Origin of the sequence: Bacillus sp. CR71 (genome assembly GCF_003429245.1) — a bacterium.
GTDB lineage: Bacteria > Bacillota > Bacilli > Bacillales > Bacillaceae_G > Bacillus_A > Bacillus_A thuringiensis_S.
In genome coordinates this window covers 176,324-193,907 of record NZ_CP031748.1, presented here as the reverse complement: position 1 = coordinate 193,907, position 17,584 = coordinate 176,324, and the positions used below count along the sequence as shown (strand labels likewise).

Genomic DNA, 17,584 nt, shown 5'->3' with positions numbered 1-17,584 from the left:
CAAAAATGAAGCAATACGCCTATTGGCGTTAGCATAGATAGCAATAAAATAACCCTTGGAACAAGGGAGTTAGCTCGGCTGTCTTAGGATGAATTCGTTAGCTACCAAAAGTAACGACTAACCGAGAAGCCCCCACTTCAAACAGTCCGCTAGGACGTTAAGTGGCCGGTAGTTCACTGCTCAAATTCAGTTACTGTTACATTTTTACATCTATATTTTTGACTCAAAAAGTTGTAAACCTGAGTGGTAAATATGTTGATGTAAATCCTTGAATATCATATTCTTCAGTTTTCCATTCCCTAAATCTTCTTCATCAACAATAATAGTTTTTGGGGCGACTCGATTTGTTAGCTTGATAATTATGGGACTTTCCTCTAAAAGAACCAAAGCAAACAATAAAAGCGCTTGCATAATTAAAAATCCGAGTTATAATACTTGTATACAAGTATACTTGATTAACATGAGGTGAATTTATGGCGAAATCAATGGAATTTCTTTATCCTGAAAAATGGCTTTCAAAAGCTTCTACAGGGGATCGTGTTGCGAGCGAACTGAGAATGCGCATTATTGCAGGGGAAGTTGAAAGCGGTACCATCCTGTCGGAAAATAAATTAGCTGCCGATTTTTCTGTAAGTCGGTCACCCGTTCGTGAAGCATTAAAAGTACTAGCTTCTGAAAATATTATTCGCTTAGAAAGAATGGGCGCAGTTGTCATTGGTTTAACAGAGAAAGAAATCGAAGAAATATATGATGTTCGTTTACTTATAGAAAAGTTTATCTTTGAGCGACTTGGAAAGATGGACACAAATGATTTAGTAAGAGAACTAAATAAAATAATGGAAATGATGAAAATCGCCATTAAATATCATGATTCTGATGAGTTTTCTTATCAAGATCTTTTATTCCATGAAACGATTATTCGAACCATTGAGCATTCCTACATCCTGATGATTTGGAATAATTTAAAGCCTGTTATGGAAAGCTTAATCCTTTTATCAATGCGTACTCGTTTCAAGGAAAAGTACGAAGACTTTGAACGGGTTATTAAAAATCATGAACTTTATATAAAAGCAATCGAATCAAAAGATCGAGCCCTCATGATTGAGGCCTTACATCTAAACTTTGATGATGTTCAAGGGAAAGTTGAAGATTTCTGGATGTCACAACAAATGTTATCTAAAGGAGTAGAGCAAGGACATGAGTAGCTATATGTTAGGTATAGATATCGGTACAACAAGTACGAAAGCAGTTTTATTTACTGAAAAAGGCGAAGTCATCCAAACCGAGAATATTGGTTATCCACTTCGCACACCGGATATATCCACAGCGGAACAAGATCCAGAAGAGATTTTTCAAGCTGTTTTACAAGCAATATCAAATATAACGAAACAGCATTCAGATAAAAAACCATCGTTTATCTCATTTAGCAGTGCTATGCATAGTGTCATTGCTATGGATGAAAATGATCATCCGCTGACACCTTGTATCACTTGGGCAGATAATCGTAGTGAGGCATGGGCACATAAAATCAAAGATGAACTGAATGGCCATGAAGTTTATAGACGAACAGGAACACCTATTCACCCAATGTCACCATTAAGTAAAATTACATGGATTGTGAATGATCATCCGGAAATTGCTATTAGAACGAAAAAATATATTGGAATCAAAGAATATATCTTCAAACAATTCTTTAATCAATATGTTGTTGATCATTCCATCGCTTCGTGCATGGGTATGATGAACTTAAAAACACTAGATTGGGATGAGGAAGCTTTAAAAGTTGCTGGTATAACACCAGCTCAATTATCTGAACTCGTACCAACCACCCAAATATTTAGTAACTGCAATCCAGATTTAGCCCAAAAGATTGGTATCGATTCACAAACACCGTTTGTCATTGGTGCCAGTGATGGGGTGCTTTCTAATCTAGGTGTGAATGCAATTCGAAAAGGTGAGATTGCTGTCACAATTGGGACAAGTGGTGCTATTCGGACCATCATTGACAAGCCACAAACAGATAAAAAAGGAAGAATATTTTGTTATGCCTTAACTGAAAAGCATTGGGTAATTGGTGGACCGGTAAACAATGGCGGAATGGTCCTTCGTTGGATTCGTGATGAACTTGCTTCATCAGAAGTAGAAACTGCGAAAAGACTAGGAATTGATCCATACGATGTATTAACTAAAATAGCTGAACGCGTGAGACCTGGTGCAGACGGATTATTATTCCATCCATACCTCGCAGGTGAACGTGCACCATTATGGAATCCAGATGTACGTGGCTCCTTCTTCGGTTTAACGATGTCACATAAGAAGGAACATATGATTCGTGCAGCTTTAGAAGGCGTTATATATAATTTATACACTGTATTCTTAGCGTTAACCGAATGCATGGATGGTCCTGTAACCCGTATTCAAGCAACAGGCGGCTTCGCAAGGTCTGACGTTTGGCGACAGATGATGTCCGATATTTTCGCATCTGAAGTCGTTGTTCCAAAGAGCTACGAAAGCTCTTGTCTAGGTGCATGTATATTAGGTCTCTATGCCACAGGAAAAATTGATTCTTTTGAAATCGTTTCCGAAATGGTTGGCAGTACCTACAAACATACACCGAAAGAAGAAGCAACAAAAGAATACAGACAATTACTGCCTATATTTATTAACCTATCAAGGGCGCTAGAAGACGATTATACACGAATTGCAAATTATCAAAGAAATTTAATAAAGTAAAACTTTCATGAGTAATCCCCCACGCCTCGCTTCTATCTAAATCTCGAGGTGGGGGGCCTTACTGCCCACGAATAGTGGGATAAATATAAATACAAATACAGCTAAGATTAGGGGGGAGCTACGATGCCATTAGTCATTGTAGCAATTGGGATTTTAGCATTACTTTTACTGATTATGCGCTTTAAATTAAATACCTTCATTTCATTAATCATTGTATCGGTCGGGGTTGCTTTAGCACTTGGAATGCCACCAGAAAAAATTTTTAAAACCATTGAAGCGGGATTAGGCGGAACACTTGGTCATTTAGCACTCGTTTTTGGACTTGGTGCGATGTTAGGTAAGTTGCTTTCAGATTCTGGGAGCGCACAACGCATTGCCATGACCCTTGTGAAAAAATTCGGTGAAAAGAACATTCAATGGGCTGTTGTGACTGCCTCATTTATTATTGGGATTGCATTATTTTTTGAAGTAGGATTAGTATTATTAATTCCGATTGTATTTGCGATTTCAAGAGAATTAAAAGTTTCTATCTTATATCTCGGTATTTCGATGGCAGCAGCTTTATCTGTAACACACGGATTTTTACCGCCACACCCGGGACCAACTGCTATTGCTGGTGAATTGCATGCAAACATCGGTGAAGTATTACTTTACGGCTTTATGATAGCGGTTCCAACAGTTGTGTTAGCTGGACCTGTATTTACTAAACTTGCAAAAAAACTAGTACCTGAGGCGTTCACAAAAACTGGTAATATCAAATCTTTAGGTGAGCAGAAAGTATTTAAACTTGAAGAAACTCCTGGCTTTGGAATCAGTGTTTTTACCGCTTTACTGCCTGTTCTTTTAATGGCAGTCGCTACAATTATTACTTTGCTGCAAAAAACAATGGGATTCAAAGATAATAGTTTACTAGCAACGATCGAGTTTATTGGGAATGCGGATACTGCCATGTTGATATCCTTACTAGTTGCGATCTATACAATGGGATTGGCAAGAAGTATTCCAATCAAAAACGTGATGGAATCTTGTACAACAGCGATCTCGAATATTGGGATGATGCTCTTAATTATTGGTGGAGGCGGAGCTTTCAAACAAGTATTAATTGATGGAGGCGTTGGTAACTATGTAGCCGAATTATTCAAAGGAACTTCATTATCACCGATCTTGCTCGCATGGATTATCGCTGCCATTTTACGTATTTCATTGGGTTCTGCTACGGTTGCTGCATTAACAACTGTCGGTTTAGTGATTCCGATGTTAGGTCAATCTGATGTTAACCTTGCTTTAGTTGTCCTTGCAACAGGGGCTGGTAGTTTAATTGCTTCACATGTGAACGATGCTGGTTTCTGGATGTTCAAAGAGTACTTTGGTTTAAGCATGAAAGAAACATTTGCAACATGGACTTTACTTGAGACTATCGTTTCTGTAGCCGGATTAGGGTTTACTTTATTATTAAGTTTATTTGTATAGATCTTTCTAAACAGTAAAAGGGATACGGAAGCTGTTTAATGTGATTTTTCATAATTAACCGGTTATTTTTCATGATTGATTAATAAGGATGACAATTTCTCTTTATTTTTTAACTTGATAATGATGTGCCGTGTCCCTATAACCTTTTGCACGAATACTGGCAGAGCCTATTGAAATGAAAAAGATTGATTATTTGATTAAAGTGTTATTTTAGGTATATATACTATAATACAGAGTAACATACATGGAAAGGAACGATGGAATATGGAAAAGTTACAAATTGGAGTTGTTGGTGTGGGCGTTATGGGAAAAAGCCTCGCACTTAACTTTGAGAGCAAAGGGTATTCTGTTGCCCTATATGATATTTCAAAGGAAAAAGTTGATGAAATCATTGAGGAAAACCGTGGTAAAAACTTAGTTGGTACTCATATAGTTGAAGAGTTTGTTAACTCACTTGAATCACCTAGAAAGATTTTATTAATGGTTAATGCAGGGGAAATTACAGATAAGGCGATTGATTCTCTAGTCCCTCACCTTGATAAAGGTGATATTTTAATTGACGGTGGTAATACATACTTTGTCGATACAATTCGCCGAAACAAACGTCTTGCCGAAGAAGGAATCAATTTCATCGGGGCAGGTGTGTCAGGCGGCGAAGAGGGTGCATTGAAAGGACCATCTATTATGCCAGGCGGACAGAAGGATGCATACGAAAAAGTAAAGGATATGCTTGAAAACATCTCTGCAAAAGTGAATAACGAGCCTTGCTGTTCTTATATCGGACCTAATGGGGCAGGCCACTATGTAAAGATGGTTCACAACGGTATTGAGTATGGAGATATGCAATTAATTTGTGAAGCATATTTCTTCTTGAAACAAACACTTGATTTGACTGCAGAAGAGTTCCATGAAATATTTGCTGAATGGAATAAAGGTGAACTGAACAGCTATCTAATTGAGATTACAGCCGATATCTTCAAGAAGAAAGATGAAGAAACTGGTAAGCCATTAGTTGATGTTATTCTTGATACTGCAGGACAAAAGGGTACAGGGAAATGGACAAGTCAAAGCGCACTTGATTTAGGTATCTCTCTTCCTATTATCACGGAATCTGTATTTGCCCGTTGCATTTCTGCTTTAAAAGAAGAGCGCGTGAACGCAAGCAAAGTTTTATCTGGCCCTAAAGATAAAACAGCGATTGGAGTTGAAAAAGCTGAATTAATTGAAGCAGTGCGCCAAGCTTTATATATGAGTAAAATTTGTTCTTATGCACAAGGATTCACGCAATTGAAGGCAGCTTCTGAGGAATATGATTGGAACCTTGATTTTGGCAGCATTTCTATGCTTTGGAGAGGCGGATGCATTATCCGTGCTGCCTTTTTACAGAACATTAAAGAGGCTTATGAGACAAACACTGACCTACCGAACCTTTTACTTGATCCATACTTTAAAGAAATTGTAGAGTCATATCAAGGCGGATTACGCCAAATTATCTCAATGGCGGTACAACAGGGTATTCCGATACCTGCATTTTCAGCAGCAATTTCTTATTATGACAGCTATCGTACTGCCAAACTACCTGCAAACTTGTTACAAGCGCAGCGCGATTATTTTGGAGCGCATACGTATAAACGAGTAGATAAAGAAGGTACATTCCACACAAAATGGATATAAAATAAGAAATGGACTAAGATTAAATTCTTAGTCCATTTTTCATCCCACAATTCGCAGGCTATAAGACTCCCACTGATGGAATTTCACTTTAAACGAATGACTGAGTCAAAATGCGTTTATTTTTCCCATTTAGATGAAAAACTACATAACCTTTAAGGTGAAATGTTATCTGAATAATCCGCACAATTGTTGATTTTTACTCCTTTTATTTTGGATCATTTAAATCCTCTTTACTTGCCTTTAATTATATAAAACTGCTTCTTATTTAAAACTATATAGCCTTATCTTGGCTATAAACTCTTATTTGAAACTATATAGCCTTATCGCGGCTATTACTTCTTACTTGAAACTATATAGCCTTATCGGGGCTATAAGCTCTTATTTGAAACTATATAGCTTTATCGCGGCTATAAGCTCTTATTTGAAACTATATAGCTTTATCGCGGCTATAAACTCTTATTTGAAACTATATAGCCTTATCGCGGCTATTACTTCTTACTTGAAACTATGTAGCCTTATCGCGGCTATTACTTCTTACTTGAAACTATGTAGCCTTATCGCGGCTATTACTTCTTATTTAAAACTACATAGCCTTATCTTGGCTATAAACTCTTATTTGAAACTATATAGCTTTATCGGGGCTATTACTTCTTATTTGAAACTACATAGCCTTATCATGGCTATAAACTCTTATTTGAAACTATATAGCCTTATCACGGCTATTACTTCTTACTTGAAACTATGTAGCCTTATCATGGCTATAAGCTCTTATTTGAAACTATATAGCCTTATCTTGGCTATTACTTCTTACTTATAATAATGAATAGCTATATTGTGGTTATAATTTCGTAATTTATGAAACGTTATAGCTATATGATGGCTACAACTTTAAAAAAATGAAACGAGAATATCCTGAAAATCATTCGACTAAAAAAATTTTTATTCTATGTAATTTACTAATAAACGTTGATATAAAGCCATTTCATTAAATATGAAAGAAAAAACAATAAAATCATTATAGCTATATGATGGCTACAACTTTCACTTTAAAACTTCAAAAAACCTATATATACCAAGGGTTACAGCAGCTTTCAATGAAATATAACTTGTTTTAAAAACATGAAACGTTATAGCTATATGACGGCAGGAAACATGAAACGAAATGAAACGTTTATAGCGGTATGATGGCCACAACTTTTCATTTAAAAACAGTTATAACTCCCTATATATCAGTGTTTATACGAAATCTATAGAAATTTCTTAGTCAATCCAAAACATGAAACGTTATAGCTATATGATGGCCACAACTTTAAAACGAAATTAGCGTAAAACCCTATAAAATCAATGGTTTAGTAAGATTTTCCCCACAACATACTACGTTTCATATTCAAAAAACTTCATAGCCCTATGGTGGCAACAAACTTTTTTTTATGAAACGTCAAATCCCTTGTCCCCCAAGGGATTTGGGCACGTTTCATTTTTTTATTTTTCCTCTTAAAGGGACAGATTTCACCAGCATTCGATTTGATATAATCAAAAATGAAATTCTATATCTAATTGTGGAGAAAACTGCAACTTAACATAAAAGGAGGTGAAAAAGATGGCAAAACCTTTCGTTATAAAGAACAAACGTAGTTTAAATGGTGAAACAACAACACCGGTAATAGTAACAATTAAATCATGGCAAAAGTTAGTAGAAGCTTTGGAAGGTAAGTATTACAGTTTTAAAGATACCTATCTAGAAGACATTGTGAATTCAATGTCCTATGAAGAACGAATTGCAGATGAAGAGGGATTTGTTGCTAAAGCAAAGCCATCTTTTTCACTGAAAATGAAAAAGATTGTAGATAAAGTAAGTGAATTTGATAAAAACGAAGGCAGAAAACATAAGCTATATGGTATTACAAATGCTGATTTAGAAGTATTTCTATTTCTTCATAAAAAATGTAATACATATGGTGAACTTTCGCATGTATCGATCCACATGCTTTGGGAAGATTATAAAAATTATAAAGAAGCATTTTCACATATTCACCACTCACAATTTTATGTGGCTTTGAAGAAGTTAAGTTTCCATAACATCATTACAATCGAAAATGAGTACAGTGGTAAATATAAAATCACCTTAACTGATTTCATGAATAAAGAAACGAATAAAGCAAATGCATATACATTTATTAGCCCGATAGTATTTACCAAAGAATTCTTTGAGTTATCCATTGCAGCTAAGAAACTATTCATGGATGTAGCAATGCAGCAGAAACGCGAAACTACCCTGAAACGTTCTTTATTCAAAGTTGATGAACAAGGAAACTCAACACACTTTGGTGGTATGTATCGTTACTTACATAAGAAATACCCACATCAGATTCGTGCTGTACTTGAGGAATTAGAAACAAAACTTTCTGCTACTGGATCTCCTTTATTTAAAATTTGCAAGTTAGAAAAAGGGAAGAAGAATAAAAAGCAATATACAACATTGCATTTATCTGTACATCCTGATTTCTTATGCGCGAAAGAAGAAGGAGCAGAATACCGTGACCCATTTACACCACGAGATACATATAAGCGTAAAGCTAAATTCATAGAAAACTTGTTAGTTGAAATGAACATTGCTGAATTTGCAAAGGATATGAACCAATTCATTAATGTTTTAAAACACTCCTGTCATCGTCAAATTCGCCAAGTAGTTCGTGGCTTACGGGAAATGATTGATCGACAAGAAGGATATCCGAAAAAGCTTGTTTATACACTAAGTAAATTATTAAAGCAATCTTCTCAATATCGTGTATTAGACACAGCTGCTAAAACTGGAATTTATCCTTTAATTACACATAATGTACCTAAACATGATCAAGAAGAGGCCATTTTTAAATTTGGTACTCATTTTGCTATATACTCTTTACGCAATGTTCAAAAGCTATTCCGTAAAGCGCATGACCTGCTTCATGCGAAATATGCTGTACCTGTAACTATAGATGCATATCATCGTAATTACATGCAGTATCAAGAGGAATCACTATTTAGAAAATATGCTTATGAGCAAGGAGTAAATATTAACGCATATACAGCATTAGAAATTGAAATTCGTGAACTATTAAAGTCTAGCGGGCATCAAGGAACTAACATGCCTAGTGATATTCGTGAACTGTTCATTGAAAAAGTTGATAAATTGCCGAAGGAAAAGATTCGTGTAATTGAGGTCCCTGAAGACTTTGATTTAATTCAGTTTCTACAGTCCTTAGAAGCATACTACCGTTCAAAAAGTGAAACACCACATTCGGTTGATCAGCTACTTCCTGCAATGTAAAGATACAGCTCTCTATTTTTGAAAAAAACAAAAGTGGAGGGCTATTCGTGTTGAAGATCCCCTGTGAAATGCATTACTTCTAACAAAACAGAGAGAAAGTTTTCAATGTTAATGATTACGCCTCTCTATTTTTTATGCAATTACATACATTGAACATAAATCAAAATGAGATATTCACAATTTTCGAACTGTTAAATCTGAATTTTCAGTCCTTTTATGTCATTTCATCTACAAAAAATCAGAAATATTTTTTATAATTCTGTTGATATCTTAATAATTTTGACCTGATGTGTATAACATAAAGCCTTAAGCGCTGTTCTTATCATGTTCTATCTCTAAATCTACTTAAAATCAGCAAAACTTCTGTTAGTTATGTTTAAAAAGTGGATTCTGTTCCTAACTTTGACCAATTTGTTAATAAATTGTGTGTAGTTTTTAAGAAATGTGGAAAGTTTGTTCATAAATCAGCAAAATTTGTATTTATTATTTATGCATTCACTCGCATCAAATTAACGATGATAAAATGTAGTTTTTAAATACCTAATTTACGATATTTTGTAGTTTTTAATCATCATCCAGCTCATTAAGTACATTCCCAGTATTTACTTTTTATGATTTTTTACGGCTAGAGTAATAATGAACCCTTAGCATAGCAATGTTTTAAGACGATTTTTCCTCTGTATAAAAGTTTTATCTTTTTTCTTTATATATATTAAAGATATATATTATATTAGGTTTTTATATTGTGTAATACTTACTATAGAGAATAGACCCTGTGTAAAACCAATTTCATTTCTTAATGGAATTGGTTTTTTTATGTATTTTAATAAACATTATATTTAGTTTTAATCTTCCTAAAAAATTTTTGATGTAAAACATAATTTTTTTTATTTCTCTTAGATTTCCGAAAAAAGTAAATCATACTTAAAGTAGATAGTTGATTAGTGGAGATTACAATGAACTTTGTAATCTCCTAAACATTTAAAAAGAGAGGTGAAGACATGGTAAAAAAGAAATCCCAGAAAAACGCCGAAAAAAAGAAATTTACATTCTTTAAAAAAGCAAAGAATAAAACAACTGAAATATTAGATATGCAACTAGAAAATTCAGAAGCACTTAAAGAAAAGAAGAAACGTAAAACAAGGGAGAAAGTTCCGGCGATAACAGGAAGAAAAGTAGGTAAGGTTACATTTTGGTGTGTGATGGGATTCGTGTTTGTAGGAAGCTCTCTTTCATTTATCCAACTTGCCGGTCCTCCTAGAGCAGTAGCTGTTCAAGAAAAGAAGGAGAAACCCGTAAAAATTAAAATGTCAGAAGCAGAATTAATTGCATATGCGAATAGTTTTGCTGCAAATTATTTTAACTGGAAAGTTGATATGAATGTAGCTGAAGAGCGAAAAAAACGATTAGAGAAATTTCTAGTTGAAGGATCCGATGCGCAAGGTGGATTAAATAGAGACACTTTAAAAAACGCCTCTAGTACTTTAGTTAAGTCGGAAGCTGTAGAGGTCCGGCAAAAAGGAAATGAAGCAGAAGTAACATTGAAAATCATTCAGAAACTAGAACCTGTAAATAATCCTGCTCCAGGAATGACTCAAGCCCCAGATACACCAAAAGAGCCTAAAGAAGTTACAAGGTACTTCTCTATTCCAATTTTAATGGAGAAAGGAAAAATGGTCGTTCCTAACAATCCTACAATCGTTCATGGAGAGAGAGAAAAGGCATCTTATAAAGTGGCTACCTTCAAATCAGAAGGACGAGAAATTAATACAGATGCAGAAGTGAAAAAAGTAGAACAATTTTTACAATCTGTATTTAAAGTTTATACAGAAGGAACACCAGAAGAAATTGCTTACTACTTTGAAAAAAGCAATATAACAAATGGACTAAAAGGCATTATGACATTTAGCAAATTAGAAAACCTACGAATTTATGAAGATAAGGATAAAGGGTACAGAGTCTTAGTTGATGCCAAATTAAAAGACAATGATAGCAGCTTAGAGTACACATACACATATGATTTAAGTCTAGTAAATAAAGATAACAAGTTTTCAATTAGCTCTATGAAGAAATTTGAAAACACATTAGAGAAAGTGGAGGGTAAATAATTATGGAGCTTTTGGGATTAGATATGGTTGCTCAGCAATTACCTGCTATTACAGATGCAGCGGTTCTAGGTAACATTAATTTTGGGGTGAATATTAAAAACTGGTTAGTAGCTCAGTTAGGTCCAATCTTTTTAGTTTGTGCAATCATCGGTGTAATAGTGCTACTTGTAAAACGACAAATGGCAGGTTTAATTGGTTGGCTGGTACTTTGTGCAATTGTTTCAGTATTTGTATTCTCACCAGACGTATTTAAAGACCTTGGAACAAAATTATATAACTTAGTTTTCAAATGATAACTATTAAAACTCATAAATTTTTAAGGAGTTGGTATAAGTGACTCAGAAACCGACTCGCAAGGAAGTAAGGACTTACAACTCTATTTGGGATATTCCAAAGAGTTTATATGGGATAAGGGACATAACACTCCCTTTCCCAGTCCCTTACAGACAACTGGGAATCTTTGTTGGGACACTTTTAGTAATTATATTTCTAGATCAGTTTTTACCCTTAGGAGAGAATGTCTTTTTCAAATATTTAATATTACCTGGTGGTATAGCGTACTTCTTTGGAAATGTTGAATTAGATGGAAAGAGCCCACACAAATTTATATATCGATTCTTTGCATTCATATTTGAAAGAAAGAAGTTGAGTCGTTATAAGGATACAACTGGTAATATTGGAAGCTATCAATATAAGACGGTAGTCCGGTTTAAGGATGATTCAATTAAGAAAAAGTAATTAATTAGTCTATACAGAAGAATTATTTTAGTCTCATATTCTTCTCTAAGGAGGCACAAATGAATCAGGTTGAATTTCCAGTCAAATATTTTCATGAGAATTTGATTTTTAACCAAGATGGTTCTTGCTGGGCGTATTATGAGGCATACGGGATTCCTTATGAATTTAAAGGAGACGATGATAAAAATACGTTGTTTATGCGACAACTCGGTTTATTTTGGAATTATGAAGAAGAGAAACATCTACTAATGATTCCTGTTTATCAGAATTTCAAAGAAAAAGCCGATGAGTTTAAAGAAACAGTAAGTGGTGAACTAAAAGAGCTGGCAATCGATCATACTGATGACGTTGTCCATGAGTTAGAAAGAAAATTTGGTAAAAACGCTGTAGAATATCGTTATTTTATAGGTGTGAAATTAAAAGTAAGACACATACAAGAAGGACTTAAGGAAATGCTTTACACTGCATTTCATACCTTTAAAAACACTGCAGAACAGTTTGGATTACTTGGTGATACCAAAATACTAAAAACTGATTTGGAGATGTTTAAACGGGAATCTAGCGCTTTTAAAAACAAAATAAGAAAACATTTAGCAGTAAGAAGTCTAGAAACAAATGAAACTCAATGGATTGTGTTACGAAACTTCTATCGTACATTAGAGGCACCTGTTACAGCAGGATGGACGCCGCCAGTAGTTGATGACGATTCTGCAATCTTTCCAAACCAAGAGAGTTTATTGCGCTTAACAGAATCAGAAATAGACGTTAAAGGAAGACATATAGAAATGTCTCAAATCGGTTCTGATGGTTTAGAGTATCCAGCATATATGAGCTTTTTATCAGCATCGAAGATTCCATATACAATGGAATTTCCAGACCAAGAGTGGATGTATATGATCCAAAATATAGATTTCCCAATTGAACTGAGTGTTCGCACTGAAAATATTAACCATCGTAAAGCCCTATCCAAACTAAATAAAAAGAAAAAAGATTTAGAAGACCAAGAAGCACATGCAAGAGAAAATGCACAAACTGTTGGGCTAAACGTGTATGAAGGCGTTCAAGAAGCTACTGAATTACAAGCCCTTATACAAAAGACACGTATGCCATTAGTTAAAACTTCGGTATCTTTCTGTATATGTGCTGAAGATTTAGATACAATGCGTCGAAATACCAATTCACTCATTTCTATTTATAGAGAGATGATGATTGAACTAGTAAGGCCGTATGGAGATCAGTTCCTACTGTTTAATGAATTTATCCCTGGTTCAAGAAGGTATGTAAATGATTATATACACTTTATGGAGCCTGGAGTGCTTGCAGCCGGTATGTTTGGTGCAACACAAGATTTAGGTGATAATATCGGATTTTATATAGGTACAACTGGTATTTTAAACAAAGCAGTTTATATGACACCTTCTCTCGCAGCGACAAATACCGTTGCAAATCAAAAAACGAGCGCACTTTCAGTTGCAGTAACAGGAAGTACTGGTTCTGGTAAATCATTTGGAACAAACTTAATTGTTTACCTAGCGGTACTAGGAGGAGCCCAAACACTGATAGTCGATCCAAAAGGTGAGAGGGGGAACTGGACAGAAGATTTACACGGCTTAGAAGGTAAGGTAAATGTAATTACACTAGGGACTGATAGACGAGATGAAGGGAAACTAGACCCATTTATCATTCATAAACATAGCCGAAAAGATGCAATTGAGTTGGCAATGACAATTCTTACTTTCATTACAGGTATTAAACCAGATAACTCGGAAAAATTCCCGCGCTTAGCTTCAGCTGTAGAATTCGTAGCAGGAATGGAAGAACCGTGCTTAACAGCTGTATCTCAATACCTTGAAGATAGTGAGGATAAAGTGGATCAACAATTAGCTGCTCATATTCAAGCATTTGAAAATTTATCATTTGCACACTTAATCTTTGGTGATGGAACAAATAGAGATATTGAACTTGATACAGCAGTAAATATCATACAAATTCAGCATCTTGATATGCCTGATATTCAAAAAGATCCGAAAGATTATACCTTACAAGAAAATTTATCAGTTAGTATGCTGATGTCTCTATCTTCTTTTGCAAGAAAATTCTTTCAAAAGGACCCTACTAAATTCAAAATTGTTCTATTAGATGAAGCATGGGCAATCATGGGAACTTCTCAAGGGCGAGAGTTAGCTCGTAAGCTAGTTCGTGAAGGTCGTGCCTTAAACTCTGCAGTATACTTTGCAACTCAAAGCGCAAGTGACCTTGGAGATGAGACATTTAAGAATAATATCGGTATGAAGTTCTCATTCCGTAATACCGACAGTAAAGAGATTTCTTCAATCTTAGATTTCTTTGGTTTACCTGATAATGAAGAAAATCATGCGATTATTACTAATTTAGAAACAGGACAATGTTTATTCCAAGATATCCAAGGAAGAACAGGTGTTGTCACAATGGATGTAGTGTTTAAGGATTTATACGATGCATTCGATACAAGACCAAATGCAAGAAAGAATTATAGAAAGTCAAATGATGATGAAAAGCAGGAAGTTAATGCAACCTTTGTCGAAGAAGGGGGAGAAAAAATAAACGTAGGAGTGAGTTAACATGGTAAAAACTAAACTAAAAAAATTAATGCTATCTAGTCTATGTGCTGGCGCTCTAATTCTGAGTGCTGCATGTGGAAATAGCGAAACAAATGTAGGGGAAGAAAAAGATAAACAGGGGCACACTCCTAGAGAAATAATGCTAGATTTTGTAAAAGCAGATTTACAACGGGATCATAAAACAATACTTAAGCTTGTAGTAGATGGAGAAAAAGATACTATATTAGATAAAAATCAAGGTCCTAAAAATAATTTGTCTTACAAAGATTATAAAGTAAAAGAGTATATAGTCGATAAGGATACGATTATGTATAACTTTATATCAAAAAAACCCCCTAAAAATATTGATAAAGAAATAAAGTGGATAAGGGTGGTTCGAACAGATAAAGGTTTTAAAGTACGTAGTTATGCTGCCCCTTATCGAAATGAAATCGATGAAGTAGCAAATACTAAACCTACAAATGAGTTTAGTTCGAAAGATTAATAGGTTTCCCATTAAAGGGGGAGTAACATGTAATGAAAAAGTTTATTACCCTATTGTTATTAATTTGTACTTTGCTTTTAGCATTTAATTTAATTTTTAAAGCTGCTCCAGTATATGCAGAGGAAGAACCCAGACCTTCTCTTATAGACGATATTATTCCAAAGAATAAGGAAAAATTAAAATATGAAGAATACCCTCCAAGTAGCTATGGGATTGATATTTATACACCAGAAGGTGGATTTGGTGAATCCCTTAAGTTTTGGAAATGGGGGGATAAAGTTAAAGAACAAATGGTTGCTGTATTATTTAGTCTTATAAGTATTGGATGGACCATTAATCTTGGAATTAGTACTTTTGTTACAAGTATGGTCGGCCAATCTATGAGTCTCAATATTGTAGCTGATGTAGGAGATAAATTAGGCGATGTAATATCTAAAGCAGCAGGGTTCAATGGTTCTTGGGGTAATGGAATATATAGTGAATTAATTGGACTTATGTTAGCTTTATTAGCCTGCTGGGTTATCTGGGTAGGTTTTGTACAACGACGCCAGTCAGAGATGCTAGGAGGATTGTTAAAAGCATTAGGGATCTTAGTTTTTACTTTAGGTTTTTTCGCAAACTCAAGTTATATTATCAAAGGACTAAACACTTTCTCCGAACAAGTAAATAAAACTGTTCTTGATTCAACTCAAAGTATTAGTGGAGCAAGTGAAGGATATTCAAGCGGTGTAGATTCCATTACTGATTTAACACACACTCTATTAATAAAACAACCTTATACATTACTGCAGTTTGGTACAACAGATATGAAAAAAATCGGTGATGAGAGAATTAAGAAAATGTTAACAACAACTAATGCGGATGAAAGGCAAAAACTCCTAGAACATGAGGTAAAAGATGAAAATAATAAAATTCTGGTGTTAGATGCTACTTTTGAGCGTGGCGCTTTAGTATTACTACTTTTCTTAATCAATGGACCTTTATGGGGTGTCTTAGGATTATGTAGTATGGCGATGTTGTTCTACCAATTAATGTTTATTATCGTAGCATTAATGTCACCTGTAATGTTATTGATGGCACTAGTACCTGCATGGACTGGGACAGCAAAGAGATTTTTATCTGAATTGTTCCGAACGTTGCTTATGAAAGTTGCAATTGGCTTTCTTATAACTTTAATGTTTTGGGTTTCTTCAATCTTATTTAGCGCAACTGATAAGTATGGTTATTTAGTAGTTGCTGCATTACAAGTACTTTCGTTCTTAGGTGTTTGGTTATATCGTAAAACGATTTTTGATGCTATTACTACGGTACCAGCAAGTGCAGGAGCTGCACGCGCATCAGATGCTATGAGTAATATTAGGCAGAAATATCGTGATGTTAGACGTGGATCTAAGACAGTTGGAAGAGGTGTTGCAGTAGCTGGAGCCGCGGGTGTTGCAAGTGCGGCAATGGCCGGAAAAGTGGGTAAATCAGGCTATAGTAAGTTTAAACAGTTGAAAGAAAACTATGCTGATAGAAAAGAGAAGGTAGCAGATGGTAAACGCAAGGAAAAAGAACAAATGCAAGCAGAAAAAGAAAAAAATATTAGTCAAATGAAAAAAGAAGAAAATTTAGGTGTTCGTGATAGAAAAGGACATCAGGAGCAAGAAATGGTTCAGGAAGAAGTAGCCGCAACTAAAGAAAATCCAGAATTAGCAGTACGAGAGAAACCTCAAGATAATAATATTGAAGTACAACAAGCAGAATTAAAAGATAAAGAAGAAGATGTAAAGGCGAATGTTAAACCAGTAGCACCATTAAATGAGGAACTAGGTAATAAAGAAGAAGATGTAAAAGCTCAAATCAGACCAGCTGCGCCTCAAAATAATGGTGGTCTTGATAATAAGCAAGAAGATGTAAAAGCGGAAGTAAAACCATTAGCGGCAATCGAAACACCAACAGGTCAAACAAAGCCAGTTACAACACCACAGTCAGGAACGACACCATTACAATCGAATCCGATTGAGAGTAAACCAATTACAACACCACAGTCAGGAACACCACCGTTACAATCGAATCCGATTGAGAGTAAACCAATTACAACACCACAGTCAGGAACACCACCAATACCAGTGAATCCGGTTGAGAGCAAACCAATTACAGCACCACAGTCAGGAACACCACCGATATCAGCGAATCCGATGGAAAGCAAACCAATCACAACACCACAGTCGGGGACGACACCATCACAACCGAACCCGATAGAGAGTAAGTCAGTCACTACTTCCCAGGTGAGTACACCACAAAAACAAGTAGAGGTAAAACAAATTAATCAACAACAAACTAAAAATGTTCCTAAAGTGAATAATCAACAACATGTAAAAGAAGGAGCAGATATTAAGAAAGTTAACGAAAAAGCACAAACACAACAAGAAGCTGTAAAAAATGTAAAAGCAAAAGAAACGATAAAACCAAAATAATTCAGCTC

Annotated in this window: 11 protein-coding genes; all 11 read left to right on the top strand. The window is 35.0% G+C overall.

Features of this window, described 5'->3' with window-relative positions; all coding sequences use genetic code 11:
- Positions 1 to 473 precede the first annotated feature (473 nt).
- The 11 genes from gntR to DOS87_RS01035 all read left to right on the top strand — a co-directional run bounded on the left by gntR (position 474) and on the right by DOS87_RS01035 (position 17,576).
- Positions 474 to 1,205, top strand: coding sequence for a GntR family transcriptional regulator (gene gntR, locus DOS87_RS01085; protein WP_208730192.1), 732 nt, complete (start codon positions 474 to 476; stop codon positions 1,203 to 1,205).
- On the top strand, positions 1,198 to 2,733 hold the full coding sequence (gene gntK, locus DOS87_RS01080) for a gluconokinase (protein WP_097854146.1): 1,536 nt from the start codon (positions 1,198 to 1,200) through the stop codon (positions 2,731 to 2,733). The genes gntR and gntK overlap by 8 nt, the downstream gene beginning before the upstream one ends.
- Before the next feature lie 123 nt (positions 2,734 to 2,856).
- A complete protein-coding gene (gene gntP / locus DOS87_RS01075; protein WP_208730191.1) occupies positions 2,857 to 4,203 on the top strand; it encodes a GntP family permease in 1,347 nt (448 codons plus the stop codon).
- A gap of 264 nt (positions 4,204 to 4,467) precedes the next feature.
- Entirely contained in the window at positions 4,468 to 5,877 is a 1,410-nt protein-coding gene (gene gndA / locus DOS87_RS01070; RefSeq protein WP_000413550.1) for an NADP-dependent phosphogluconate dehydrogenase, read from the top strand.
- Between the two features lie 1,600 nt (positions 5,878 to 7,477).
- Positions 7,478 to 9,187 carry a hypothetical protein gene (locus tag DOS87_RS01065; RefSeq protein WP_025118267.1) on the top strand — a complete coding sequence of 570 codons (1,710 nt, stop codon included), beginning with the start codon at positions 7,478 to 7,480 and terminating at the stop codon, positions 9,185 to 9,187.
- Between the two features lie 1,001 nt (positions 9,188 to 10,188).
- Positions 10,189 to 11,295 (top strand): conjugal transfer protein, encoded by a 1,107-nt coding sequence (locus DOS87_RS01060; RefSeq protein ID WP_072941353.1) that lies wholly within the window; start codon positions 10,189 to 10,191, stop codon positions 11,293 to 11,295.
- Positions 11,296 to 11,297: 2 nt separating this feature from the next.
- Positions 11,298 to 11,588 (top strand): hypothetical protein, encoded by a 291-nt coding sequence (locus DOS87_RS01055; protein WP_000421395.1) that lies wholly within the window; start codon positions 11,298 to 11,300, stop codon positions 11,586 to 11,588.
- 40 nt (positions 11,589 to 11,628) lie between these two features.
- Complete coding sequence (locus DOS87_RS01050; protein ID WP_208730190.1) at positions 11,629 to 12,033, top strand: TcpE family conjugal transfer membrane protein; 405 nt, start codon at positions 11,629 to 11,631, stop codon at positions 12,031 to 12,033.
- A 59-nt stretch (positions 12,034 to 12,092) separates the two neighbouring features.
- Positions 12,093 to 14,633: an ATP-binding protein gene (locus tag DOS87_RS01045; RefSeq protein ID WP_208730189.1), complete on the top strand. Its 2,541-nt coding sequence runs from the start codon at positions 12,093 to 12,095 to the stop codon at positions 14,631 to 14,633.
- Between the two features lies 1 nt (position 14,634).
- A complete protein-coding gene (locus tag DOS87_RS01040) occupies positions 14,635 to 15,117 on the top strand; it encodes a hypothetical protein (RefSeq protein ID WP_069604285.1) in 483 nt (160 codons plus the stop codon).
- Positions 15,118 to 15,149: 32 nt separating this feature from the next.
- Positions 15,150 to 17,576 (top strand): CD3337/EF1877 family mobilome membrane protein, encoded by a 2,427-nt coding sequence (locus tag DOS87_RS01035; RefSeq protein ID WP_208730188.1) that lies wholly within the window; start codon positions 15,150 to 15,152, stop codon positions 17,574 to 17,576.
- Positions 17,577 to 17,584: the final 8 nt, after the last annotated feature.